This is a genomic window from Shewanella sp. SM29, assembly GCF_025654245.1.
Lineage (GTDB): Bacteria > Pseudomonadota > Gammaproteobacteria > Enterobacterales > Shewanellaceae > Shewanella > Shewanella oncorhynchi.
The window spans coordinates 131,188-152,672 of the sequence record NZ_JAKKRN010000010.1; the positions used below are offsets into that span (position 1 = coordinate 131,188).

Below are 21,485 nucleotides of genomic sequence, written 5' to 3' on the forward strand. Positions count from 1 at the left end.
AGCTGTCGCTATCACCAAAAGTTGTCGCGGCAATGCCTAATGAGTGCTTTAGTGTTTGGCGTGACAATATCTCTCTAAATGGTTTGAATCTTAGCGGTATCCACTCCCTGTGGTACCGCTATTCCTATTATGATGACATTAGATATCAAAGGCGAGACTGCCCGGAGTCAGGAATGGCCAACTTAGACGCGTCGGTGAACTCTCACCCTGCGCACCAAAGAAGTAAGCTGTTCTTGGGGTAGCGTAAACTACACTGCCTTTTTGCAACCCGAGTTCCTGCAGATTATGGTGGGTGAATTTGGCTTCCCACAGTTCTTCGCTATGCCAGCCGTGTGGGGCTAATTCCAATCTAACTTCGGCGCCAATGGGGGTAATGGCGACAATATTGAACGGCAAATTGGCCTGACTATTGGGCTTATTTGACAGTGCTAATTCGTGACTGCGTACATAGAGAACACCATCTTGCTGCAGTGTTTGCTGTTCTGGAGGTGTTAAAAATGCTTGACCATTTTCCCAACGTTTTTGTTGCCAACTGGCTTCAAAGACATTGACGTTACCAAGAAAATCAAACACAAAGCGACTATTGGGATGTGAGTATAGCTCAGCAGGTGTATTAATCTGCTCTATATGACCATTGCTCATCACTACCACTCTATCTGAGAGCTCAAGCGCTTCATCCTGATCGTGGGTCACAAACACGCTGGTGAATTTCAATTCATCATGCAGGCTGCGTAGCCAGCGGCGTAGTTCTTTACGCACTTTAGCATCCAAGGCGCCAAAGGGTTCATCCAGTAGCAAGACTTCTGGTTGGGTCGCGAGTGCGCGGGCCAATGCAATGCGCTGTTTTTGTCCACCCGAGAGTTGTTCAGGATAGCGCTGTGCGAGATGGCCTAGTTGTACTGTTTCTAGCAGTTGTGTCACTCGCTTATGAATTTCTGCCGCCGAAGGCCTTTGTTTTTTCGGCATGACTTCGAGTCCAAAAGCGACGTTATCGGCGACCGTCATATGACGAAACAGCGCATAGTTTTGAAACACAAAACCTACGCGTCTTTCACGCACATGCACTTGGGTGACATCTCGGTTGCCGAATTGAATTTGGCCGCTATCGGCTCCTTCAAGACCGGCAATAATCCGCAGCAGTGTGGTTTTGCCTGAACCTGATGGTCCCAGCAGACCAATCATTTCCCCTTCTTGAATATCGAGATTAAGTGGGGAAAGCGCCTGAAATTGGCCAAATTTCTTGGAAATATTAGTAAGACGAATACTCATAGTTGGCTCTGCTCTTTATTGTCATTGGCGGTTAAACTGCGTTGTTGCCGCCATTCCACTACGGCTTTTAACATTAGGGTAAATAGGGCGATCAGGGCCAGTAATGACGCGCTCGCGAAGGCGGCTTCGGCCTGATAATCTTCATACAATAATTGCACATGTAAAGGTAAGGTATTGGTTTCGCCGCGAATGTTGCCAGACACGACAGCAACGGCACCAAATTCGCCCACGGCTCTGGCATTGGTGAGGATCACACCGTAAATCAGTGCCCATTTGATGTTGGGTAGGGTCACGCGGCGAAAGAGTTGCCACCATGAAGCCCCGAGGATCACTGCGGCTTCTTCTTCAGATGCGCCCTGTTGTTGCATCAATGGGATCAGTTCTCTGGCCACAAAGGGGCAAGTGACAAAAATGGTCACTAATAGTATTCCCGGCCAAGCAAACATGATCTGCAGATCGTGCTCATATAGCCATTCGCCCAGCCAACCACTGTTGCCATAGAGCAGCAAATAGAGCAAACCTGCGACGACAGGGGAGACCGCAAATGGAATATCAATTAGCGTGATCAGTAATTTGCGACCGGGGAATTCAAAACGAGTCACGCTCCACGCCAGCATGATTCCGAACACTAAATTGATGGGGACAGTGAGTGCTGCCACCATCAGTGTTAAACCAATCGCATGCAGCGAATCCGGTTGAGTTAGGTGCCCAATATAACGCTCCCAACCTCCGACAAACGCCTGCTGAAAAATACTCACCAACGGCAATAGCAACAATAGCAAGCCTAAGAGCACGGCGAGGGTAATAAGGCTCCATTTGATCAGGGGCGCTTCACCGACTCTTAAGGGTTTAAATGAGTTCATATTCGTTCCTTATCGACCATGAATGCGGCGCAGATAACGCGCCTGCCACAGGTTTATCAGCAGTAATAGCAGTAACGAGGTCATCAGAACCACTGAGGCAATGGCGCTGGCACCTGCAAAATCAAATTCTTGCAGGCGGACAAAGATCATTAACGAAGTGATTTCACTGATATAAGGCATATTGCCAGCGATAAAGATCACTGCACCAAACTCACCCAGACTGCGGGTAAAAGACAGTGCCGTTCCAATCATTAATGCTGGCCAAAGAGAGGGCAAAATAACCCGCCAGAATACCGAACGATCCGAGGCGCCAAGCGTCATTCCCGCTTCTTCTTCCTCGTGGGATAACTCTTCGAGAACGGGTTGTACCGTACGAACCACAAAGGGAATACTGGTGAAAATCATCGCGACCACTATGCCTAGCGGGGTGTAGGCGACTTTTATGCCCCATTCAGCTAATAGACTACCGATTTGGCCGTTTTCCGCATAAAGGGTGGCTAAGGTGATACCGGCAACGGCGGTCGGCAAGGCAAAGGGTAAATCTACCAAGGCATCTAAAATGCGTTTGCCGGGAAATTCATAACGCACGAGTACCCATGCGAGTAATAATCCGAAAAGGCAGTTAAATAATGATGCCGCGAGCGCCGATAGTATGGTGACTCGGTAACTGGCAACCACTCTGGGATCGGCAATCACGCCCCAGTATTCGGACCAGCTCATTGAACTGGTCTGCATGATTAGGCCTGTGGTCGGCAATAATAGGATTAGGCTGACAAACAGTAGTGACACACCTAAGCTGATGGTAAAACCGGGAAGAACCCGCTTATGGCGTAAACGCCCGTTATTAAAAATCACAGAATAATCACCCGATCAGGTTAATTGCGTTAAACCAATACTATTTATACGGTTCGCTCGTTGTTGGCTCAAGCCATTTGTTGGATGCAATCTTTACGGCTAACACTGATTGATAAATGCCAATTAGCGATAAACCCGAGACTTTGCTCGGGTTCAATGTTGATATCTTACTACATTAAGGACGATATCAGCGCTTTAATAGCTCATCGAGTTTTGCACCGTTAGCAAACTGCGTTTTCATGGCATTATCCCAACCACCGATGATTTGCTCAACAGTCAGCAGGTCAACGGTAGGGAACTGCTTAGCAAACTCAGCTTTTACCTTTTCGTTGTGTACACGATAGCTGAATCCTGCCAGTAGACGTTGCGCTTCTTCGCTGTAGAGATAATTCAAATACTCAGTTGCGAGTTCCTGTGTACCGTTACGCTTAGCATTTTTTTCAACTACAGCGACGGGGAACTCTGCCAGAATCGAGGTTTTTGGTACAACCACTTGGTAATCGTCCGTACCATACTGCTGGCGGATATTGTTCACTTCCGATTCAAAGGTAATTAATACATCACCGATCCCACGTTCAACAAAGGAGGTGGTCGCACCGCGGCCGCCGGTATCGAATACTGCGACATTACCGAGGAATTTTTTCAGGAATTGATCCAGTTTAGCCTGATTATCCTTACCATAGTTTTTCTGAGCATAACCTAATGCGGCTAAATAAGTGTAGCGAGCATTACCAGAGGTTTTTGGGTTAGGAAAGACCAGTTTAACGTCATCTCTCGCTAAATCGCCCCAGTCGCTGATCTGCTTTGGGTTACCTTTGCGTACCAAAAATGCAATGGTGGAATAGTAAGGTGAACTGGCGTTAGGCAGTAATTGTTGCCAATTTTCTGGGATCAATTTACCGCGATCGTGCAGAACTTGTACGTCTGTCACTTGATTAAAGGTCACCACATCTGCGGGTAATCCCTGCAGAATAGAGCGTGCCTGTGCAGATGAGCCTGCATGGGATTGTTTAATTTCGACGGTTTTACCTGTTTTCTCTTCCCAATGTTTGGCAAAAACGGGGTTGTAGGCATTGAATAATTCCCGTGCGATATCATAAGAGGAATTAAGCAGGGTTTGATCTGCGGCAGTCACATTGAGTGAGGTTCCCAGAATGAGGGTTCCTAGCAGGGCCTTTATCAATTTTACGGACATTTTTAACTCCTTAATCTGGCAATTTTGTCAGCGTTATGGCACCTAGAGTAATAGAATTAATTGTTTATAAAAAGCCAGTTGAATAGAACTTTTTTGAATAACTATGAGCGATTTATTTTATGTTATAAGCAGTATTCACCGTGTTTGTCAGTGGTAACCGACTTAGAATAGGCTATCGCTTAGTTGTTTTTATCAAGTAAAGGATAATCCTAGTGTCTGACTTTCCGACAATTGAAGCCTGCATCGGGCAAACTCCGCTGGTTCGCTTGCAGCGGCTTAACTGTGGTACTTCCACTGTACTATTAAAATTGGAAGGCAATAACCCCGCGGGTTCAGTAAAAGATCGTCCTGCACTCAATATGATTATTCAGGCCGAACTTCGCCAAGAAATAAGCCCTGGTGATACGCTTATTGAGGCAACGAGTGGCAATACTGGGATTGCGCTGGCGATGGCGGCGGCAATCAAAGGATACAAGATGATCCTGATTATGCCGAATAATTCGACTCAAGAGCGTAAGGATGCGATGCAAGCCTATGGCGCAGAGCTCATGCTAGTGGATAACATGGAGACTGCGCGGGATTTGGCGCTGCAGTTACAAAGCGAAGGCAAAGGTAAGGTGCTGGATCAATTTAATAACCAAGATAACGCTAATGCCCATTTCCTCACGACAGGCCCTGAGATCTGGCAACAGAGTCTAGGCAAAATTACCCACTTTGTGTCAAGTATGGGGACGACAGGTACCATAATGGGTGTGTCCAAATACCTTAAAACTTGTAATCCCGACATCACTATCGTCGGTCTTCAGCCCGCCGATGGCAGTGCTATTCCAGGGATTCGGCGTTGGCCGCAGGCATATTTGCCTGGTATTTTTGATGCTTCTTGGGTTGATTTAGTTATGGATATTGAAGAGCAAGATGCAAAAGCCATGGCGAGAACCTTAGCGCGAGAGGAAGGGATTTGTGCTGGAGTCAGTTCGGGCGGTGCCGTGTTTGCTGCGCTGGAGATTGCTAAACAATATCCGGGTTCTGTGGTCGTGGCGATTGTCTGTGATAGGGGCGATCGTTACCTTTCGTCAGGGCTTTTTTCCTGAGTCCTAGATTTTTACTCTAAGCATATTGAGCGATATGAATGTTTGATGGGTGAAAATGGGCGAGACGCGCCCATTTTTACCCTTTAAAACGTGATCATTTTTTCGGTGGGAATTGCGTCAAAATTCGGTTGACGGCTTTGGCGGTATCTTGGGCTTTCTCGTTACCGCCTGCATCGAAATCATAGCTGTCGCTGCCACGCCAAATAAGAGCTTTGGTCTTAGGATCGACAATATCTATCTGAATGGTTTGAATTTTAGCGGTATCACTCCCCAGCGGCACGCCAACACTGGTGCCTATGCCAATCCCGCCCGAATTTCCGAATGTGCCTGTGCCTAATCCAATGGATAGCCCTGAATCTTTGGGCTTATCTTGGGTGAGTAAGGCGTAGGCGACGTTAAAGTCGGGCGACGCTGTATTTTCTACAAACCCTTTTTGAGTCAATTGGTTGTTAATTTCTACTTGAATACGCTGGGCGCTTAACGGGTCATCCGTCGGCTGTGGTGTTAACTGGGTAAAGCTGCGTAGTGCGGTGAAGTCGTAATTGAGATCATAATCGTTTTTCGGTTTACTGCTGCAAGCGCTTAATAAGGCAACAGCGACGAGCAGACTGGCAAAGTGACGGTATCCCATGATAGTGCTCCAAGTTGTACAAACTCTGTTCAATGTGCCTTGATTAAGGTTGTTTCTGCAAGTACTTTAGATAAGTGTGTTGTATTTGAATCGCTTTGAATGCAATCCAACGGTATCTTTTTTAGCGCGGGTCGTTTTGAGTATGGTTCATTTTTAGATAGGAATAGCGGCGGGTTATGGAACAGTTAGCCTTTTTTGATATCCCGAGTCCTTGTATCGGTGTGTGTGTTACCGATGCGCGTGGTTACTGTAATGGTTGCCTGCGAAGCCGTGACGAAAGATTCAATTGGTTAACGTTTTCAGATGCGCAAAAGTATGATGTCATTCGCCTGTGTACTCAACGTAAACGTCGTCGCCAGTTAGCGATGATGAAAGCAAGGCAAGCACAAATAGAGCAAGAAAGGGCAGCGTTAAATCCACAGTTGAATTTTGAGCCTGAGCCCGAAGCCGATCTGGATTTTGGGGACATCGAGCTAGACTAATAGGTTGAATTAGCTTGTTTAACTTGCTTTTTACATTTGCGAGTGAGATGCATGAGTGACTTTTGTTTATCTAATCCTAATGCTTATCACTGCTTACGTTTCTTTGGCCAGATTAAACTAAAGCGGGTATGTTGCGTATCGCTGACGACGCTCACATTCCCTTGATGTCGTTGCATAATCCGTTTGATGATCGCAAGGCCTAAACCATGTCCTTTATTGCCATTCTGTACCGATTGGCTGCGATAAAATGGCTCGAACACTTTCGGTAAATCCACCGCTGGGATAGGTTCGCCGTCGTTACTCACACTTAAATTGACCCTGTGCTGGGTCTGCTTAACTTCAATGATGATTTCAGTGCGGGCAAAGCGTTGCGCATTGGTCAGTAGATTTTGTAGCGCCCTTTCGATTAATGCGGGTTCTCCGAATAAGGGCAGTTTTTCGACTTCGGCTTTGAGCGTTATAGGCGTTGGACTTAAGGTTTCTAGGCGCTTAATACTTTGATTGATGAGATTAATTAAATCGTACTCATCCAACTGGATACCTTCTCGCTGTGACTCTAAGCTGGCGTAGGTTAGCAGTTCTTGAAGTAAGTCTTCCATTTCTTTGATGTCGAGCTGCATTTCATCGAGAAAGTCTTGTCGCTTCTGTTCGTCCGAATCTGGCTGACAATACATAGGCATAAGTGCAAGAGCAAATTTGAGCCTCGCCAGTGGCGTGCGGATCTCATGGGATACCGCATTAGAAAGGTGTTTCTGGTTCTCAATCAAGGCGCTGATATGTCGCGCCATTTCGTTAAACGTATTGGCTAAGGGCTTAACTTGGGAGCGATTTGACAGGGTAATCCGCGTGTCCCATTTGGCTTCGCCAAATTCTTTGGTGGCCTTACGCAGTATGCTCAAATCCCGTGAAAGCGGGCCGACCCAAATTAGCGCAACAAGGGCGAGTGATAAATAAAAGAACAGGGTGAACAGGCTGCGAAGGTTGGCTCTGGGATCTATGTCCAGCGGCCCCGCCATTAAGACTTGATCGTCTACTCGAATAAACTGCAGCAAGCTATCATCATTGGCCGTGGTGGTGAACACCTTGCTTGTGCTTAACGCTTGATTATCTGCCAGCGCGACTTGATCTGCATTGAGTAATTGCAGTGGCATCACAGGGTTCGCTGGGATCGCCTCCAGATACCGTTGGCGGGCATCGGGAGGTAATTCCGCTAATAATTGCGCCAATGCCACTAACGGCGCATCGAGGGCATTATTGTCATCAACATTCTTCTGCCACAGGCTGTCGAGTGTCCAGCCAATCCCAAGCACGCTGAGACTGAGTAGCAAATATAAACTGATAAAGAGACGTTTCACTGTATTTGTGCTTAGTTATTCCAAGCTTCAGGAGCAAAGAGATAACCTTGTCCCCAAACGGTTTTAATTCTGAAAGGTGTCTCAATATTATCGTTGAGTTTTTTACGTAATCTAGAGATCCGCACGTCAATTTTTCGATCTTTACCATCAAAATCAATATTGAGTAACAACTGATAAATATACTGACGGCTGAGCACTTGGCCTGCTTGCGAGGCCAGTAACCACAGCAATTCGAATTCATGGCTGGTGAGATCAATTTCAGTTTCATTAAGACGAATCGCATGGGTATGCGGGTCGATACTCAATTTACCGAAGGTTAGACAGTGTGATTCTGCCTGTGGTGGCTGATTCTGACGGCGAAGTAAGTTGTTGATCCGCGCAACTAACAGAGCAGGATCGACGGGCTTGACCACGTAATCATCGGCACCGAGTTCTAGTCCTTTGATTTGATCTTCACTTGAGCCAAGTGCGCTCATCAATAGAATTGGACCTGCGAAATAATCGGGCAGTTTCTCACACAGAGTGAGGCCATCCATGCCCGGTAGCATAATGTCTAACAGTATGATATCTGGCTTGTAATTGATTAATCGTGTTAGCACTGTATCGCCACGGCGTTCAACTTCAACATGCATACCATGGGATTTTAGGTAATCTACAATCAAGTTTGCTAGGCGAACGTCGTCTTCAACCAATAATACTCTGTGGTTCGATTGTGGGCTTGTCATTAAAATAAACTCCAAGGGTTGCGGTAACGTCTGCGAACCTGAGGTTGTGATGCAGAAGTGATTTTAAGTTTGGCACCAGCCAAAGTTTGGTTACTGTCTTTACTCACCATGACAAATTGAATATCCGTCATAGTGTGGATTTTCATGCTTAACGTATGGGTTGAAACTGAATCACTGCACCATTTGGGATAGGCGGCGTTGTCGGACAAGATACAGATAAGCTCATCTTTAGCGAGTTCCCACTGTAGTTCTATATAGACGTCACAGGCCTCAGTTTCTGAACTTGTGATGCAAATTTCGGGTGTGAGTTTGAGTGCCGAGTCGCGAGTTTTGGCTTGTGCTGAACTTTGGCCCATCAAGCCGAGGCTTAGACCTATAAAGCAAAGCAAGCTTAACTGAGGCAGTGTCACTAACGTTAGAACCTATAGGCAGCGCCGATAAAGTAGGTGCTGCTATAGTCTTGGTCTAACAAGGGACTGGCGGCAATCTCATCGGCAATTAGAGTGTAACGAACTGCCAACAGTAGATCCCAATTGTCAGTTAATATGTAACGGGCCGTCATTTCCGCACCTTTATCCCAACCTGATTTTGCTTGATATTTTTCGCTCCAATAGGCGTTTTCACTGGGTCTAACGCTGTAATAATAATCCACTACGGCTTGGCTCTTCCAATCAAATACCAGCGCAAACTCAAAAATGAAACGATCGTAATCCCAGCCATAGGTCCATTTTATTTGTGCTTCTGAACCTTGATGCACATTAAACATATCATGAGTGTACGCCAATCTAATAATACCGAGCCGCGTATAGATGAATGCTTCGGCACCGCCAAGTAAGGTGAAGTTCCGAGTCTCTAAGGAATTAAACTCAGGCTCGGGCTCAGTCGACAAAGCCATACTATTTATGGCTTTGGCTTCAACTTGAGTGCCACGATTCAAAAAGATATTTGATGGGTCCCATTGATAGAAGTAGGCTCTATCTAAGCTATAACTTGTTACTAAGTTAATTGTAAAGCTTTCTTGCTCGGCTAAGGTATAACCTAAATTACCATTGTCGAAGAACCAGTGTTCGCCGTAATAGGCCACTGTTGGAATAAAGAACAATGGAATATCGTCAAAATCCCTGAGTGGATTGCTTTTTTGTCCCCAGCCTATGGCGATGCCTAGATCCCAGTTGTTCATCTCAATACATTGATTTTCTGGTGCACAGGCTTCTTTCGCCATTCCGATTGCAGGCAAAATACTTAAACTTGTAATGAGGACAAAAAGAATACGATACATGATTTAACGATTAAGGGCTGAGGTTAACAATACAGGAAAACAGATTAGCATTTTATGCTCAATTCAACAGTGGTTTCATTCACGGAGATGCAAAATGATACAGCTATCAATTAAATAATAAATTTATGGATTGCACAATATGTTGATAGTCATGCTAAAAGCTTATCTTGGCAGCTTTCGTACGGTTAATTGTGGATGTTAAATTTTGTGTTTTATAAGTTTCGAGTGTAACTGAAATGATGTTAATTATGATGTAAAAGCTGTGTTGCTTGGAAATAATAATGCCATTCGCAAGTGTGAATGGCACAGACTGAAGCCGAATAACCTACTTTGCGGTAATAACACAGAGATTAGAATGAAGATTAATTGACCTCAGTAACTGACTTGTAGCCCATTTCTGTCAATTGATCGTTTACACAATCAAGCACATATTGTTTTAGCTCAGCATTTTCGACTTGATCTTCAGAGGCCATCTGCTGGCACACTTCTTTCAGCTGAGCGAGATCGGCTGCTGGTGCAGGCGGTAAAGAGGAGTCGTCAGCAAAGGAAGTGAAACTTACTAATGCCAATAGAGTAAAAACAGCTGATAACTTATTCATTTTATTTCCTTTAGTTATGTATTGCCAACCACAGATTAAGAAGCATTCTCTTAATACCACTGTGCCAACATCAGCAATTTATCACTGCTATTCTGTTTTAGATATAAATAATTTTCACCTTTCTTGATTAAGGTTTTTTACCTTGTTTTCCCTTGATTCGCTTCAAGTAAATGGGCTGGCTGAGTGTACTTTATTTGCTCTAGTTTGATTCATTCTTAGCAGCCTTTTGGCTGCTTTAGATAGGTTCACAACCCTCCCTCTGAACTCATGTGTGCTAAGTTGGCTCTTCTGAACTTGTGCTTGAAATTAATCGATGAAACTCTGCAGATAAACTTATGTGCTTAACTTATGCGCTTAATTGTGTGTACTGTAGAACTTAGATTTCTTTCAAAAGTGCTGCTTACATCACTTTAAGGACTTATTTGCGATAAAGTGCATTATTATCACTGTTTATGGTCGATTTTTAATGAAGGTTTACTCGCCGCTGTTAACTGAATTATGCGGTAGTTATAAGAAGTTATATAAAATGAGATATGACGCATGTTGTAGGCCGTTTTTTTCTAGAATATTGAATTAAAAAGAATTAATTTTTATGTGTTTTATAGTTTAAATTTTATTTTACGGTTTATTATTTTAACTTTATGTTTTTATTATTTATTTTTATGTGTTCGTTTGTTTTTGATGATTACATTGCTAAGATTGTAGCTATCCTCTAGAATGCGCCGCTCTCGCAGGTGCGCGTGCATAAGATTAATGGCAAATGCTATTGATTTTTATTGAATTATTGATTTTTCTCTAGGGGAACTCTGTGTCTACAAAACTGGCTAATCCAGCGCCATTAGGTTTAATGGGCTTTGGTATGACAACAATTTTGTTAAACATTCATAATGCGGGATATTTCCCTATTGATTCTATGATCTTAGCCATGGGGATTTTTTACGGCGGCATTGGTCAAGTGATTGTGGGGATTATGTGTTTCATGCGCGGCGATACTTTCGGTACGACGGCATTTACCTCTTACGGTTTGTTTTGGTTAACGCTAGTGGGCCTCATTTTAATGCCTAATGCTGGCATTGCGGCGAGTCCAACGTATTTTATGGGCTGGTATTTAACGCTTTGGGGCATATTCACGGCATTTATGTTTGTGGGTTCTTTGCGTTATCCAAGAGCCAAACAGTTTGTGTTTGCTTCTTTAACTATTTTATTTTTCCTGCTGGCGGCGCGTGATTTTACGGGTAGCGCCTTGATTGGCACTATTGCGGGCTTTGAAGGGATACTTTGCGGTGCGAGTGCGATTTATTTTGCGATGGCGCAGGTGCTTAATAATGAGTATGGCCGTACGATTTTACCGGTTGGTGAATTGAAAAAGTAACGATTCAGCAATGCAGAGTTGTAAAAAAGGCTGATGAAGATCAGCCTTTTTATGGGTGTTAGCTGTACTAGATTTTAGTTTTAATATAGGCCACAGCTGCTTCATCTAAGCTACGGAGAGAAACATAACTCGTGCCTGCTTTGTGGGTGATCAAGAAGCCTTTTTCAGTTTCTTTAATCCGGTAAATGTCGGTCCATAAAATTTGGCTGGTCACAGACATGGATTGAGTATGAATCCCTTGCCCATCAATAGTGAGTGTGACCTCATTGCTGGCCGCTTTACTCATCATCTGACGCATCAACCACCATGCTTTGTGATACTTCACATTGAGCGCTTCGATAACACCTAACCCAACAAAAAAGTAAGCTAAATAAAGGCTAATATCGGTGAAAATAAGCGCGATACCTATCAGTGTTAATCCAATGGCTTTGTAGTAAGGTTTGAGCGTGGGATCTGGTACCACTGATTGCGTATAGCATTCATCGAAATGGGCTTTATCTAAAATATACGTTGTGGAGTATGAATAGGGCGTTGGCATCATGTCATCTAATTGAGGTGGCACTTAATGCGGGCTAGTGTAGCGATTACAGTGATGAAAGTAACTAACCTTGCTATTGCAAGCATGAATGAGCACTTTGGTGTTTTCAAATTCGACGTTCAAACCCGCTCGTTTATACAGGTCAAGATATGAGTTGGACAGAAATACGGCAACGGCTATATTAGTCTTGCCGTAAGCATTGTTCGATTTTCGTGATTTGACACAAGGAGTGCAAAACATCATGGCCTTAGTCCCCAAAGATTTTGTAAATTACAAATCAACGCCGGTTTTCAACCATGACAACGTCCCTAAAATGTTGCTGCACATGCACAATACTAAGGCTGGCGTATATGGGCAAATCCAAGTGTTAACGGGCAGCTTAAAGTTTTATGGCTATACGGGTAGCAGGGGCGAGTTAGATAAAGAAATTATTATTCGCGCAGGTGAAACCGCCATTTCACATCCTGAATATTGGCATAAAGTGGAGCTACTGACCGAAGATACTCAGTTTAGACTCCACTTTTATGCCCATAAGGATTCGGCCATTGTGGCGCAGCAACAATCCGAGCGAAGCGAATAGTGTCTAGTACCTAGCTCCTACACCCTATTCACTACATGCGGTTCTTGGCTACTTCTTTTTAATAACGATTTACGCTAGCTAATAGCTAATAGCTAATAGCTAATAGCGATTTCGTTCCGTTGGAATATCAGTTAAATACTCCACAAATTCCACTTCAAAGCCATGGGCATCGAAGAAGTAAATATTGCGTCGATAGGGATCTTCCATACCATCTTTTGCAATAGGGAAACCTGCCTGGGTCAGTCTTGCTATCACAGCATCTAAGTTGTCGGTCACAAAGGCAAAATGTGCCAGTCCAATTTGATGACCTGCCAAATCGCGGTTTTCACCTTCACCATTGTCACTAAAAGCAATGTATTGATAATCATCACCAAAATGAATCCAATTACGGGGTTTGCCGTACCAAGTGCCTTTATCACCACCACGAACACGCCAATGGGGGAAAGCCGCTTGATAAAAGCGCAGTGTTGCGGGGATGTCGTCTACCACTAAATTGATATGCTCTAAATGAATCATAATGCGTTCCTTGTAATGATTTTAGTCTGTTGCTGGTGGTTAAAATCTCAAGCCGCTTACATACCGTAACAGTATTCCTGCTGTTTTGGGTACGCTTGATTGGCATGTTGTTCACGAATGGGGGCTAATGCTTGGGCGTATTGATGCAGCATATATAAGCTGTATTGCACTCTTTCCCTAAGCGCGATATCGCGGGCACTCTCAGGGATTGCATTGAGTACATGGCTGACATTTCGGATGATTAAGTGATCGGGTATGGGCACTAATTTATTGTTTTTAAGGGCATTCATCTTCACTTCAACGATAGGATAGGTACCGCTAATACCGTCCGATATTGAGACTAATAAGGCGGGTTTATGGGCGGTTTCTTCGCGAGTACACATCAACAAAAAGTTCTTCAGTAATGGTGATGCCATGCCGCCCCATTCTGGGGTGATCAGCACTAGCGCATCGGCTTCATCGACTCTGTGCTCTATTTCGGGCCAGTGTTCACCTTTGTTGTCTTCTTCTCCGTCCCAAAAGGGCAGATTAAACAGGCATAGTTCTAAGTGATGTATCGTGTCGTAACCCATGTTGTGGGGAGATGAGAAACTGCTTTCCGCGATATAACGACCGACTTTAGCACTTTGTGAATCGGGTCTTTGGCTGGTGCTGATGATGAGTAATTCCATTAAGTAAACCTATTTGTTTATAAATTATTTGTAAGGTAATTGCTTTACTTAATCTTGTAAAGGATAAAGTAAATAAAAAAGTTTATTTAATCTGTTAAAGCTACGGAGATTGGGAGATAATGCTTCGGCTGAAATCGGGGAGACTCAATGAAAACTACTGATAAGATTATTCAATTACTCAAGTTGCATGGCCCGCTTACTGCTAAAACCTTAGCGGAGGAATTGGCGTTAACGACTATGGGAGTGCGTCAACATCTTCAGGCTTTGGAAGATATGGGTGATGTGGATATTGAGGATCGAGTTGAAGGCCGCGGTCGCCCAACACGTTACTGGGGATTGACCGAACAAAGCCGTACTCACTTTGCCGATCGCCATGAGGAATTGACGGTACAGCTAATTGACTCGGTAAAAATGATCTTTGGCGACCAAGGCTTGGATAAGCTTATCGGTCACAGGGAGCAAAGTGCGTTAGTCCAATATCGTGCGGCAATGGAAGGGGCTACTGATATTCCGACACGTCTGGCCATACTTGCAAAATTACGCTCGAACGAAGGTTATATGGCGACCATGGAACACATCGATGGCGTGTATTTTTTACTCGAAAATCATTGTCCAATCTGCGCCGCAGCGACTAAGTGTTTGAACTTTTGCCGCTCTGAGTTGCAACTTTTCCAGCAGTTATTCGCTGATATTGCCGTGGTGAGCCGCGAAGAGCATATCATCGAAGGTGCTCGCCGCTGTGCATATAAGATTGCGGTAATTAAAGTTGCGACGATAGCCTAGTAGTGCACTTAAGTTGTTTGCTTGAGGCGTTTTATCTGTGGGATAAAACGTCACTGAAAGCTAACGCTACATATTAAGCATTCGTTCTGGGCTTAAACTTAGGAGCTTAGGGCTTATCAGGTTCGTGATAGGCCAATAAGGTTTCGAAACGAGGATGCCCTTTAAGTTGTGAGAAATCAGCTTCATCCAACGCTAGCTCTTTGAAGGATGCGCTGTTATGGATTGCACGTTCCAAATCAGAAATTGCCCTATCTTCAACACCTAAACACGCAAAGGCGCAGGCTCCTTGATAAAAAGCATGGGCGTTAGTTGGGTCAACTTCCAAAACACGATTACATAGGCTTTGTGCCCAATTAAATTCGCGCATTTCCATTGCGGCATCGGCCTTGTAGGTCAGCGCTTCCAAGTCTCCAGGTCGAATCGTGAGGATTTCATCGTAGACTTCAATTTTTTGTTCGGGTGTCTGGGCACTTTGGGCGCGTAGCCACAGATTATGAATTTCATTAATCACTTCTATTTCACGATTATTGTCTGTGATAGTACGACTCTTATGCTTGAGTTCTTGCTCGAGTAATTTGAACTTTTCTTCGTATTGTTCGGCAATACTCTGTAGCTGATTCGCGGCCAGTTTGGCGGTATGTGTCTTGATTTCCCGTAGGGATTGCCAGCCGATAAAGGCGACTAAAGAGGCGACGCCGGCGATCATATAAAAGAAGTAAGTGACAGTGACATTGGCGTAATTCATCGACTTGTCGGCAACGGCCAGTTCGCGATCTGTGATATCTATGGTGAGGCGCCGCTCAAGATCCTGTTGATCGTATCTGAGAGATTTGAGTTCATCGAAGACGTAGCGCTCTATCAGCGGTTTATCATGGATGGCGAAAGGTTGAGGCGCTTCAGGGGGATTTTCTGCATCGCTCGCTTGAGTGAAGAATGAGCTCGCGAGTATCACTAAAAACAAGGCTAAAAATAGCAGGTTCGAACGTATCATAACGGGACTTGCAGATAAGTTTTTGATGCGGTAACCACTCACAATAAGATGAATTGAACGCCTAGCTTAACAAATTTTGCCTAGTTTGATCTAATTTTGCTCTAAATAAGCTCTGTGATGCTTACAGTATTGGCTCGCTATGACCTGAACTCGCATCCTGCTAGAATGGCTATCCCATTCATATTTCGTCATTTGTGGTGTTATGCAGTCTAAGCGCGGCCGACTCGATCGTTATCTCTGTACCCAGTTACACACTCACCGTAAAGCGGTACGTGAACTGTTACTCTTGGGCCGAGTACGCGTTGATGGATTGATAGTGAAGGACATGGATAGGCAAGTGGATGAGTTTTCTCACATCCAACTCGATGGGCAAATATTACAGGCCAACACGCCAGTTTATTTGATGTTGCATAAGCCGATTGGCGTGGTGAGCGCGACTAAAGATACTCAGCATAAAACCGTGATTGATTTGCTCGATTGCGAAGCCCGTGATGAGTTACATATCGCGGGTAGACTAGATTTAAATTCTTCGGGTTTGTTATTACTGACCAATGACAGCCGCTGGTCTGATGCACTAATGTCACCAACGCATAAGGTCGATAAAGTGTATCGCGTTACCTTAGCTAATCCATTAACTGAAGAATATATCGCCGCATTTGCCGAAGGTATGTATTTCAGCTTTGAAGATATAATAACTCAGCCTGCTAAATTGGTGATCCTTGCTGATCATGTTGCTGAAGTGACTTTAAAGGAAGGTAAGTACCATCAAATTAAGCGGATGTTTGGTCGCTTTCGAAACCCAGTTGTTGGTCTACATAGATTATCAATAGGTGATATTGTGTTGGATGAAGCTCTGGCGTCGGGCAAAAGTCGTGTGCTGACTGCCGCAGAAGTGGCTTCTATCCGCTGTAAACCGGTAGCTTAGAGACATAGAGCACTTCAATTTATTAGCCATTATTCTGCGGATTCTAAATATAAAAATGGACTTGAGAGTCAAGTGTCCCAAGCCCGTGACATGGGATTAGAGATCGGCGTGGGGGCCGAATACTTCATAGTGCATGTTTTCAGTTGATACACCCAGAACGAGTAATTGTTGCTTGATGGCTGACATGAATCCAATAGGCCCGCAGAAATAGTAACGTGCATGGGGAAGCAGTTGATCTGCGACTTTGCTTAATTCCATTTGTCCTTCAAAATCATAATCTGTACCTACCACATCGGTTGAACTCGGCTTGCGATACCAAACATGGCTCTTCAGATTATGATGTTGCTGGCGCTTGGTGTGAATAGCCTGTTTGAAACCATGTACATCACCTTGCTCACAGGCATGTAGCCAAGTAATAGCACTTGGATGTTGCAACTTGATCAATTGATTCAACATGCTTTTCATCGGTGTTTGACCCACTCCTGCTGAAATGAGCACTACGGGGATGTCCGCCTCGACTTCTAAGATAAAATCTCCCGCCGGCGGCATAATTGCAATTTTGTCACCGATATGCATGGTATCGTGTAGCAGATTAGACACTTGACCACCTAATTCACGTTTCACACTGATGCGGTAACTGTTGCCATTCGGCGCATCGGATAGGGAATATTGGCGGATTTCTTCATATGCTAAATTGGGATGTTTTAGTTTCAAACTTAAGTACTGGCCGGGAATGAAATCTTTAACTGGCTTACCATCTTCGGGCGTCAATATGAAGGAGGTAATGACTGTGGACTCAGTCTTTTTCGCGCTAATGATAAACTGACGCTCACCCACCCAACCGCCATCTTGTTCTGCATGTTCCTGATAAATTTGAGCTTCTCGTTGAATAAATATATCTGCTAAAAATCCATAGGCCTGGGCCCAAGCTTCTAATACTTCTTCTGTTACTGCATCACCGCCTAACTCTTTAAGGGTGGCCAATAAGTGGCTGCCGACGATCGCATATTGCTCAGGCTTGATCAGAAAGCCTGTATGTTTTTGGGCAATGCGCTCGACAGTCGAACTTAGCACCGTTAAGTTTTCAATATTTTTAGCATAAGCCGCGACGGCGTTGAACAGGGCAACAGGCTGGCCACCAGAATGCTGGTGTGCCAAGTTAAATACATCTTTTAGTTCAGGATTATGTTTGAACATACGTTCATAAAAATGGGTCGTCAGCGCAGGGCCTGCGGATTCGAGTAAGGGGATAGTGCTCTTGATAACTTGGATTGTACGGCTGTCCAACATAGAAAATCCTTAACATGTAAATATTATGAATGTTAAATAAGTTTAAAGATCTATTTGATTTAGATCAATAGTGATGATCGCAATTCGTGCTACCGATAAGCGTGATTGAGGTCATTTGAAGTGCTTTATCAAAGCGGGTATGAGATAGGGAAATGATAAATAAATATATTATTTCAATGTATTACAGAGGTAATGGGGGAGGTTAACTGCAACAGCAAAGCTTATTGCAGTCATAGTGTGGTTTTTTGACTTAGAGTTTAAATGCACTCACTTGATTGCGCATACTGTTGGCGAGTTTAGTTAAATTAACCACAGATTCACTTAATTCAGCCGCCGATGCGGTGGAATGTTCGGCAATATCGCTGATGGCAATAATACTGCGATTAATGCTTTCGGCAACGCTACTTTGTTCTTCGGCAGCGGTCGCAATATGAGTATTAAGTTCTGTGATGCTGTCTACTGAGGAGACGATTTCTTTCAATGCTTGGCCTGATTGATTGGCTTTATTATTAGCATCATCTACTTGATTTATACCAATTTCCATAGCGTTAACTGCTTCTTTAACGCCTTGTTGTAGTGTGGCAATCATGGCCTCAATTTCTTGGGTAGACTTTTGGGTGCGCTGCGCAAGGGTCCGTACTTCATCCGCAACGACTGCAAAGCCGCGGCCTTGTTCTCCCGCACGGGCCGCTTCAATGGCGGCATTTAATGCCAATAGATTGGTTTGCTCGGCAATGCTTTTTATCACATCGAGTACACGGCCGATATTTTGGCTTTCATTAGACAGAAATCCAATGACTTGTGCCGTTTTTTGAATTTGATCAGATAATTGCGACATACTGCTAATCGATTGCATCACAATATTATTGCCATTGGCGGCATAGGTATCGGCATCTTTGGCTGAATCTGCCGCTGCAGATGCGCTTTGGGCGACTTCTGCGACCGTTGCCGTCATCTCATTCATGGCCGTTGCAGTTTGCTCCGTTTCAGCTTGCTGCTGTTGCATACGTTTATTGGTTGCCTGCGTGAAGCTGCTTAACTCATTTGCTGAACTATTAACGGTATTTGCCGCTTCGGCAATCGAATGAAGAATGCCCCGCAAGTGTTCAATAACTTGGGTGAGGCTAGTGGATATTTGTCCTAGCTCATCGTGATTAAAAGTAGTGAATTTGACGGTAAGATCTGAGTCTTGATGGATCAGCTTCAGTTTACTGAAAATGTCATTAATAGGATTCATCACGCTGCGATTGACCCAGAGCCCAATCACAATACTGATAATCATGGCGGCACAGGCTAATGCTACAAAAATAGTGATTGAAGATTGGTAAATGGCATTCACACGATCTTTTTCTTCGCCTGCCACGCGAATTTGCAGTGCAATCAGTTCAGATATTTGGTTACTGATGGGGTCTATTACTTGGTAAAGCGGCAAGATATTGGCCGATAATTGGCTTGATACATCACCATTTAATCCTCTTAAGCGTGAGACCAGAGTGTCAATCTGTTGATTCGCGGGTGAGAACAGTACTTCGGCTTGTTTTACGAGTCGGGATTCTTCTGAGGTAAGTTCAGTGGCTAAGTATTTTTGCCAATGCTGGGTAATGGTAGATTTGGCACTGTCTAGCGCTTCAGCTGCTTGAGAGGCGGTGAAACCACCCGCGTTCGCCTTATTGACCGCATCGATAACATCGACCGCGTACTTATCAGCAATCACTTTTAAATCGTCTAGTGGCACAACTCTATCGCCATAGATACGTTCAACACCCGATTCAATTTTACCCATCATATTAATGGCGAGAAAGCCAATCGTCATTAGCATTACAAGGGGAACCAGAATGCCGATAAACATTTTTTGTTTTATTTGTAGACCGTTCATATGGATAGCCTCAGTGAACTAAAGAGTCCTTTAGGCAGAACTCTATCTATCCCTATGATGAGTCTGTAACAATAGGTATAGCAAATCTGAGGAAAGAGGGGAGAGTTACAGAAAATTTATTTTGCTTTAGATACAAAAAAACCTCGCTTGGCGAGGTTTAAATGTTGGTACAGATGAGAGGACTTGAACCTCCACGCCCTTGCGAGCACCAGCACCTGAAGCTGGCGTGTCTACCAATTCCACCACATCTGCATGGCTATTCGATATTTCATCGAATTGACAATCTTAACACTGTGAATCTTAACTTTTGAACTGCAATTTGGTACAGGTGAGAGGACTTGAACCTCCACGCCCTTGCGAGCACCAGCACCTGAAGCTGGCGTGTCTACCAATTCCACCACACCTGCACTGTACCTATCGCAGTTCTCTAACATAAGTCGCTATCGCAACACATTTAAAGATGGTGCCCGAACCCGGAATCGAACCAGGGACACGAGGATTTTCAATCCTCTGCTCTACCGACTGAGCTATTCGGGCGACGGGCGCAATTTAAAGGCTTTTCGGGTTTTGAGTCAATAGATTTTTACTAAATAACGGAAAAAGTGACTCAGTTGGATAAGATTTACACGAAAGTGTCATTTGTGTTGGTATTGAGGATGTAAAAATAGCCAAACCACTATCCACACTGAGAACTTAGCGTTATCTATTTATGGCTTATCTAGGGTCACCAAGCAAAAAATGCCCCTATTAAAGGGGCATTCTCGGTTAGTTTGATAAGATTTCATTGTTTGGGAAGTTAGCTTGCATTACCATGAGCACGTTTTGCTTCAGCTTGCTCTGACCTAATTCGCCATAAGCTTCTATCATTATCTCTAATGCCCGTTCATTTGAAGGGGTGCCAGGGTATGTTTCCATTACAGATTGTGCTCGGATTGCTGCGGCGCTCCATGCATTCATCTTGAGATAATACTCGGCAACTTGAATTGAATATTTTGCTAAGCGATTCTTCAACGCTAACATGCGTTTTTGCGCATCGGCGGCATATTTGCTGTTAGGGTAGGTTTTGATAAGACGATCAAAATCTTTGAAAGCATCTTGAGCATTTTTAGGGTCACGATCGGTTCGGTCGATATTAAGCATGTCGTGGAACATGTAATTGTCGGCTTGCATGTTCACTAAACCGCGCATATAGAACACATAGTCTACATCTGGATGAGTTGGATTAAGACGGATAAATCTGTCTATGTTCGCAATACCAGAAGCGACATCGTCCATTTTATAGTAAGCATATATCAGGTCTAACTGGACTTGAGTTTTGTGAGGTCCGAAGGGGAAGCGTGAGTCTAACGCTTCCAAAGAACGGACAGCTTTAGAGTAATTGCCAAGCTCCATAGAGGTTCTTGCCTGAGTATAAAGTACATCAGGTGACGTTTTGGCGGCAATATCGTTATCATCAGGGCTGCTGCTACAGGCTGATAACGCTAGTGAAAATAGGACTAAGGTAACGCCTTTGGAAAATTTATACATACTTGAATTCAATTCTTTTTAAGTTGTAGTTAAGAATTTTTCCATTTCACTATAAAATAGAAAACATCCGAT

23 protein-coding genes and 3 tRNA genes are annotated in these 21,485 nt (G+C 44.1%); 6 read left to right on the forward strand and 20 right to left on the reverse strand.

Annotation, left to right across the window (positions count from 1 at the left end):
- Nucleotides 1-138: 138 nt before the first annotated feature.
- The 4 genes from L5L77_RS09250 to cysP form a co-directional block, all read right to left on the reverse strand.
- Complete coding sequence (locus L5L77_RS09250; RefSeq protein WP_263185530.1) at nucleotides 139-1,269, reverse strand: sulfate/molybdate ABC transporter ATP-binding protein; 1,131 nt, start codon at nucleotides 1,267-1,269, stop codon at nucleotides 139-141.
- A complete protein-coding gene (gene cysW / locus L5L77_RS09255; protein WP_028759251.1) occupies nucleotides 1,266-2,132 on the reverse strand; it encodes a sulfate ABC transporter permease subunit CysW in 867 nt (288 codons plus the stop codon). The genes L5L77_RS09250 and cysW overlap by 4 nt, the downstream gene beginning before the upstream one ends.
- Nucleotides 2,133-2,141: 9 nt before the next feature.
- Nucleotides 2,142-2,987 (reverse strand): sulfate/thiosulfate ABC transporter permease CysT, encoded by an 846-nt coding sequence (gene cysT, locus L5L77_RS09260; protein ID WP_105249982.1) that lies wholly within the window; start codon nucleotides 2,985-2,987, stop codon nucleotides 2,142-2,144.
- Between the two features lie 187 nt (nucleotides 2,988-3,174).
- Nucleotides 3,175-4,182, reverse strand: a complete 1,008-nt coding sequence (gene cysP / locus L5L77_RS09265) for a thiosulfate ABC transporter substrate-binding protein CysP (protein ID WP_028759253.1) — start codon at nucleotides 4,180-4,182, stop codon at nucleotides 3,175-3,177.
- A 212-nt stretch (nucleotides 4,183-4,394) separates the two neighbouring features.
- Here cysP and cysM point away from each other — a divergent pair, with 212 nt between their 5' ends.
- Nucleotides 4,395-5,273, forward strand: coding sequence for a cysteine synthase CysM (cysM, locus tag L5L77_RS09270; RefSeq protein ID WP_263164178.1), 879 nt, complete (start codon nucleotides 4,395-4,397; stop codon nucleotides 5,271-5,273).
- Between the two features lie 94 nt (nucleotides 5,274-5,367).
- On the opposite strand, the gene L5L77_RS09275 is transcribed toward cysM, so the two are convergent.
- Nucleotides 5,368-5,904 (reverse strand): DUF4136 domain-containing protein, encoded by a 537-nt coding sequence (locus L5L77_RS09275; RefSeq protein WP_198573002.1) that lies wholly within the window; start codon nucleotides 5,902-5,904, stop codon nucleotides 5,368-5,370.
- A gap of 176 nt (nucleotides 5,905-6,080) precedes the next feature.
- Here L5L77_RS09275 and L5L77_RS09280 point away from each other — a divergent pair, with 176 nt between their 5' ends.
- Nucleotides 6,081-6,386, forward strand: coding sequence for a DUF1289 domain-containing protein (locus L5L77_RS09280; RefSeq protein WP_263185532.1), 306 nt, complete (start codon nucleotides 6,081-6,083; stop codon nucleotides 6,384-6,386).
- Nucleotides 6,387-6,472: 86 nt separating this feature from the next.
- Here L5L77_RS09280 and L5L77_RS09285 read toward each other — a convergent pair whose 3' ends face one another.
- The 5 genes from L5L77_RS09285 to L5L77_RS09305 all read right to left on the reverse strand — a co-directional run bounded on the left by L5L77_RS09285 (nucleotide 6,473) and on the right by L5L77_RS09305 (nucleotide 10,344).
- Nucleotides 6,473-7,741, reverse strand: a complete 1,269-nt coding sequence (locus L5L77_RS09285; RefSeq protein WP_263185534.1) for an ATP-binding protein — start codon at nucleotides 7,739-7,741, stop codon at nucleotides 6,473-6,475.
- Nucleotides 7,742-7,752: 11 nt separating this feature from the next.
- Nucleotides 7,753-8,466: a response regulator gene (locus tag L5L77_RS09290; RefSeq protein ID WP_006080570.1), complete on the reverse strand. Its 714-nt coding sequence runs from the start codon at nucleotides 8,464-8,466 to the stop codon at nucleotides 7,753-7,755.
- On the reverse strand, nucleotides 8,466-8,876 hold the full coding sequence (locus L5L77_RS09295) for a DUF3019 domain-containing protein (RefSeq protein WP_028759258.1): 411 nt from the start codon (nucleotides 8,874-8,876) through the stop codon (nucleotides 8,466-8,468). The genes L5L77_RS09290 and L5L77_RS09295 overlap by 1 nt, the downstream gene beginning before the upstream one ends.
- 5 nt (nucleotides 8,877-8,881) lie before the next feature.
- A complete protein-coding gene (locus L5L77_RS09300) occupies nucleotides 8,882-9,745 on the reverse strand; it encodes a MipA/OmpV family protein (protein WP_028759259.1) in 864 nt (287 codons plus the stop codon).
- Between the two features lie 362 nt (nucleotides 9,746-10,107).
- Nucleotides 10,108-10,344, reverse strand: a complete 237-nt coding sequence (locus L5L77_RS09305; RefSeq protein ID WP_028759260.1) for a hypothetical protein — start codon at nucleotides 10,342-10,344, stop codon at nucleotides 10,108-10,110.
- Between the two features lie 808 nt (nucleotides 10,345-11,152).
- Here L5L77_RS09305 and L5L77_RS09310 point away from each other — a divergent pair.
- Entirely contained in the window at nucleotides 11,153-11,716 is a 564-nt protein-coding gene (locus L5L77_RS09310) for an acetate uptake transporter (protein WP_113939919.1), read from the forward strand.
- 67 nt (nucleotides 11,717-11,783) lie between these two features.
- Here L5L77_RS09310 and L5L77_RS09315 read toward each other — a convergent pair whose 3' ends face one another.
- Nucleotides 11,784-12,254, reverse strand: a complete 471-nt coding sequence (locus tag L5L77_RS09315; protein ID WP_219255296.1) for a YcxB family protein — start codon at nucleotides 12,252-12,254, stop codon at nucleotides 11,784-11,786.
- A gap of 241 nt (nucleotides 12,255-12,495) precedes the next feature.
- Between L5L77_RS09315 and L5L77_RS09320 the strand changes: the two genes are divergently transcribed.
- Nucleotides 12,496-12,834, forward strand: a complete 339-nt coding sequence (locus tag L5L77_RS09320) for a DUF1971 domain-containing protein (protein WP_168825047.1) — start codon at nucleotides 12,496-12,498, stop codon at nucleotides 12,832-12,834.
- Between the two features lie 99 nt (nucleotides 12,835-12,933).
- On the opposite strand, the gene L5L77_RS09325 is transcribed toward L5L77_RS09320, so the two are convergent.
- Both L5L77_RS09325 and L5L77_RS09330 read right to left on the reverse strand, forming a co-directional pair.
- Nucleotides 12,934-13,350: a VOC family protein gene (locus L5L77_RS09325; RefSeq protein WP_263192055.1), complete on the reverse strand. Its 417-nt coding sequence runs from the start codon at nucleotides 13,348-13,350 to the stop codon at nucleotides 12,934-12,936.
- A gap of 56 nt (nucleotides 13,351-13,406) precedes the next feature.
- Entirely contained in the window at nucleotides 13,407-14,021 is a 615-nt protein-coding gene (locus L5L77_RS09330) for an NADPH-dependent FMN reductase (RefSeq protein ID WP_263192057.1), read from the reverse strand.
- Between the two features lie 147 nt (nucleotides 14,022-14,168).
- Between L5L77_RS09330 and L5L77_RS09335 the strand changes: the two genes are divergently transcribed.
- A complete protein-coding gene (locus L5L77_RS09335; RefSeq protein ID WP_263178455.1) occupies nucleotides 14,169-14,804 on the forward strand; it encodes a helix-turn-helix transcriptional regulator in 636 nt (211 codons plus the stop codon).
- 106 nt (nucleotides 14,805-14,910) lie between these two features.
- On the opposite strand, the gene L5L77_RS09340 is transcribed toward L5L77_RS09335, so the two are convergent.
- A complete protein-coding gene (locus L5L77_RS09340) occupies nucleotides 14,911-15,837 on the reverse strand; it encodes a tetratricopeptide repeat protein (protein WP_317629707.1) in 927 nt (308 codons plus the stop codon).
- Nucleotides 15,838-15,997: 160 nt separating this feature from the next.
- On the opposite strand from L5L77_RS09340, the gene L5L77_RS09345 reads away from it, so the two are divergent.
- Complete coding sequence (locus L5L77_RS09345) at nucleotides 15,998-16,720, forward strand: pseudouridine synthase (RefSeq protein WP_263143490.1); 723 nt, start codon at nucleotides 15,998-16,000, stop codon at nucleotides 16,718-16,720.
- A gap of 96 nt (nucleotides 16,721-16,816) precedes the next feature.
- Here the strand turns inward: L5L77_RS09345 and hmpA are convergent, their stop codons facing one another.
- The 6 genes from hmpA to L5L77_RS09375 form a co-directional block, all read right to left on the reverse strand.
- Complete coding sequence (hmpA, locus tag L5L77_RS09350) at nucleotides 16,817-18,010, reverse strand: NO-inducible flavohemoprotein (protein WP_113939924.1); 1,194 nt, start codon at nucleotides 18,008-18,010, stop codon at nucleotides 16,817-16,819.
- A gap of 250 nt (nucleotides 18,011-18,260) precedes the next feature.
- On the reverse strand, nucleotides 18,261-19,886 hold the full coding sequence (locus tag L5L77_RS09355; RefSeq protein ID WP_263222619.1) for a methyl-accepting chemotaxis protein: 1,626 nt from the start codon (nucleotides 19,884-19,886) through the stop codon (nucleotides 18,261-18,263).
- A 165-nt stretch (nucleotides 19,887-20,051) separates the two neighbouring features.
- Nucleotides 20,052-20,138: transfer RNA gene (locus tag L5L77_RS09360), tRNA-Leu, on the reverse strand.
- A gap of 68 nt (nucleotides 20,139-20,206) precedes the next feature.
- Nucleotides 20,207-20,293: transfer RNA gene (locus tag L5L77_RS09365), tRNA-Leu, on the reverse strand.
- A gap of 54 nt (nucleotides 20,294-20,347) precedes the next feature.
- Nucleotides 20,348-20,423, reverse strand: a tRNA-Phe gene (locus L5L77_RS09370).
- A gap of 228 nt (nucleotides 20,424-20,651) precedes the next feature.
- Entirely contained in the window at nucleotides 20,652-21,413 is a 762-nt protein-coding gene (locus L5L77_RS09375) for an outer membrane protein assembly factor BamD (protein ID WP_105249967.1), read from the reverse strand.
- Between the last annotated feature and the right edge of the window lie 72 nt (nucleotides 21,414-21,485).

Excerpts from the sequence above, each read along its gene's own strand:
- L5L77_RS09345 (WP_263143490.1), top strand. The coding sequence starts at position 15,998 with ATGCAGTCTAAGCGCGGCCGACTCGATCGTTATCTCTGTACCCAGTTA.
- L5L77_RS09375 (WP_105249967.1), bottom strand. The coding sequence starts at position 21,413 with ATGTATAAATTTTCCAAAGGCGTTACCTTAGTCCTATTTTCACTAGCG.
- hmpA (WP_113939924.1), bottom strand. The coding sequence starts at position 18,010 with ATGTTGGACAGCCGTACAATCCAAGTTATCAAGAGCACTATCCCCTTA.
- L5L77_RS09275 (WP_198573002.1), bottom strand. The coding sequence starts at position 5,904 with ATGGGATACCGTCACTTTGCCAGTCTGCTCGTCGCTGTTGCCTTATTA.
- L5L77_RS09320 (WP_168825047.1), top strand. The coding sequence starts at position 12,496 with ATGGCCTTAGTCCCCAAAGATTTTGTAAATTACAAATCAACGCCGGTT.
- L5L77_RS09315 (WP_219255296.1), bottom strand. The coding sequence starts at position 12,254 with ATGCCAACGCCCTATTCATACTCCACAACGTATATTTTAGATAAAGCC.
- L5L77_RS09280 (WP_263185532.1), top strand. The coding sequence starts at position 6,081 with ATGGAACAGTTAGCCTTTTTTGATATCCCGAGTCCTTGTATCGGTGTG.
- L5L77_RS09250 (WP_263185530.1), bottom strand. The coding sequence starts at position 1,269 with ATGAGTATTCGTCTTACTAATATTTCCAAGAAATTTGGCCAATTTCAG.
- L5L77_RS09305 (WP_028759260.1), bottom strand. The coding sequence starts at position 10,344 with ATGAATAAGTTATCAGCTGTTTTTACTCTATTGGCATTAGTAAGTTTC.
- L5L77_RS09330 (WP_263192057.1), bottom strand. The coding sequence starts at position 14,021 with ATGGAATTACTCATCATCAGCACCAGCCAAAGACCCGATTCACAAAGT.
- L5L77_RS09300 (WP_028759259.1), bottom strand. The coding sequence starts at position 9,745 with ATGTATCGTATTCTTTTTGTCCTCATTACAAGTTTAAGTATTTTGCCT.
- L5L77_RS09290 (WP_006080570.1), bottom strand. The coding sequence starts at position 8,466 with ATGACAAGCCCACAATCGAACCACAGAGTATTATTGGTTGAAGACGAC.
- L5L77_RS09325 (WP_263192055.1), bottom strand. The coding sequence starts at position 13,350 with ATGATTCATTTAGAGCATATCAATTTAGTGGTAGACGACATCCCCGCA.
- L5L77_RS09335 (WP_263178455.1), top strand. The coding sequence starts at position 14,169 with ATGAAAACTACTGATAAGATTATTCAATTACTCAAGTTGCATGGCCCG.
- cysP (WP_028759253.1), bottom strand. The coding sequence starts at position 4,182 with ATGTCCGTAAAATTGATAAAGGCCCTGCTAGGAACCCTCATTCTGGGA.
- L5L77_RS09355 (WP_263222619.1), bottom strand. The coding sequence starts at position 19,886 with ATGAACGGTCTACAAATAAAACAAAAAATGTTTATCGGCATTCTGGTT.
- cysW (WP_028759251.1), bottom strand. The coding sequence starts at position 2,132 with ATGAACTCATTTAAACCCTTAAGAGTCGGTGAAGCGCCCCTGATCAAA.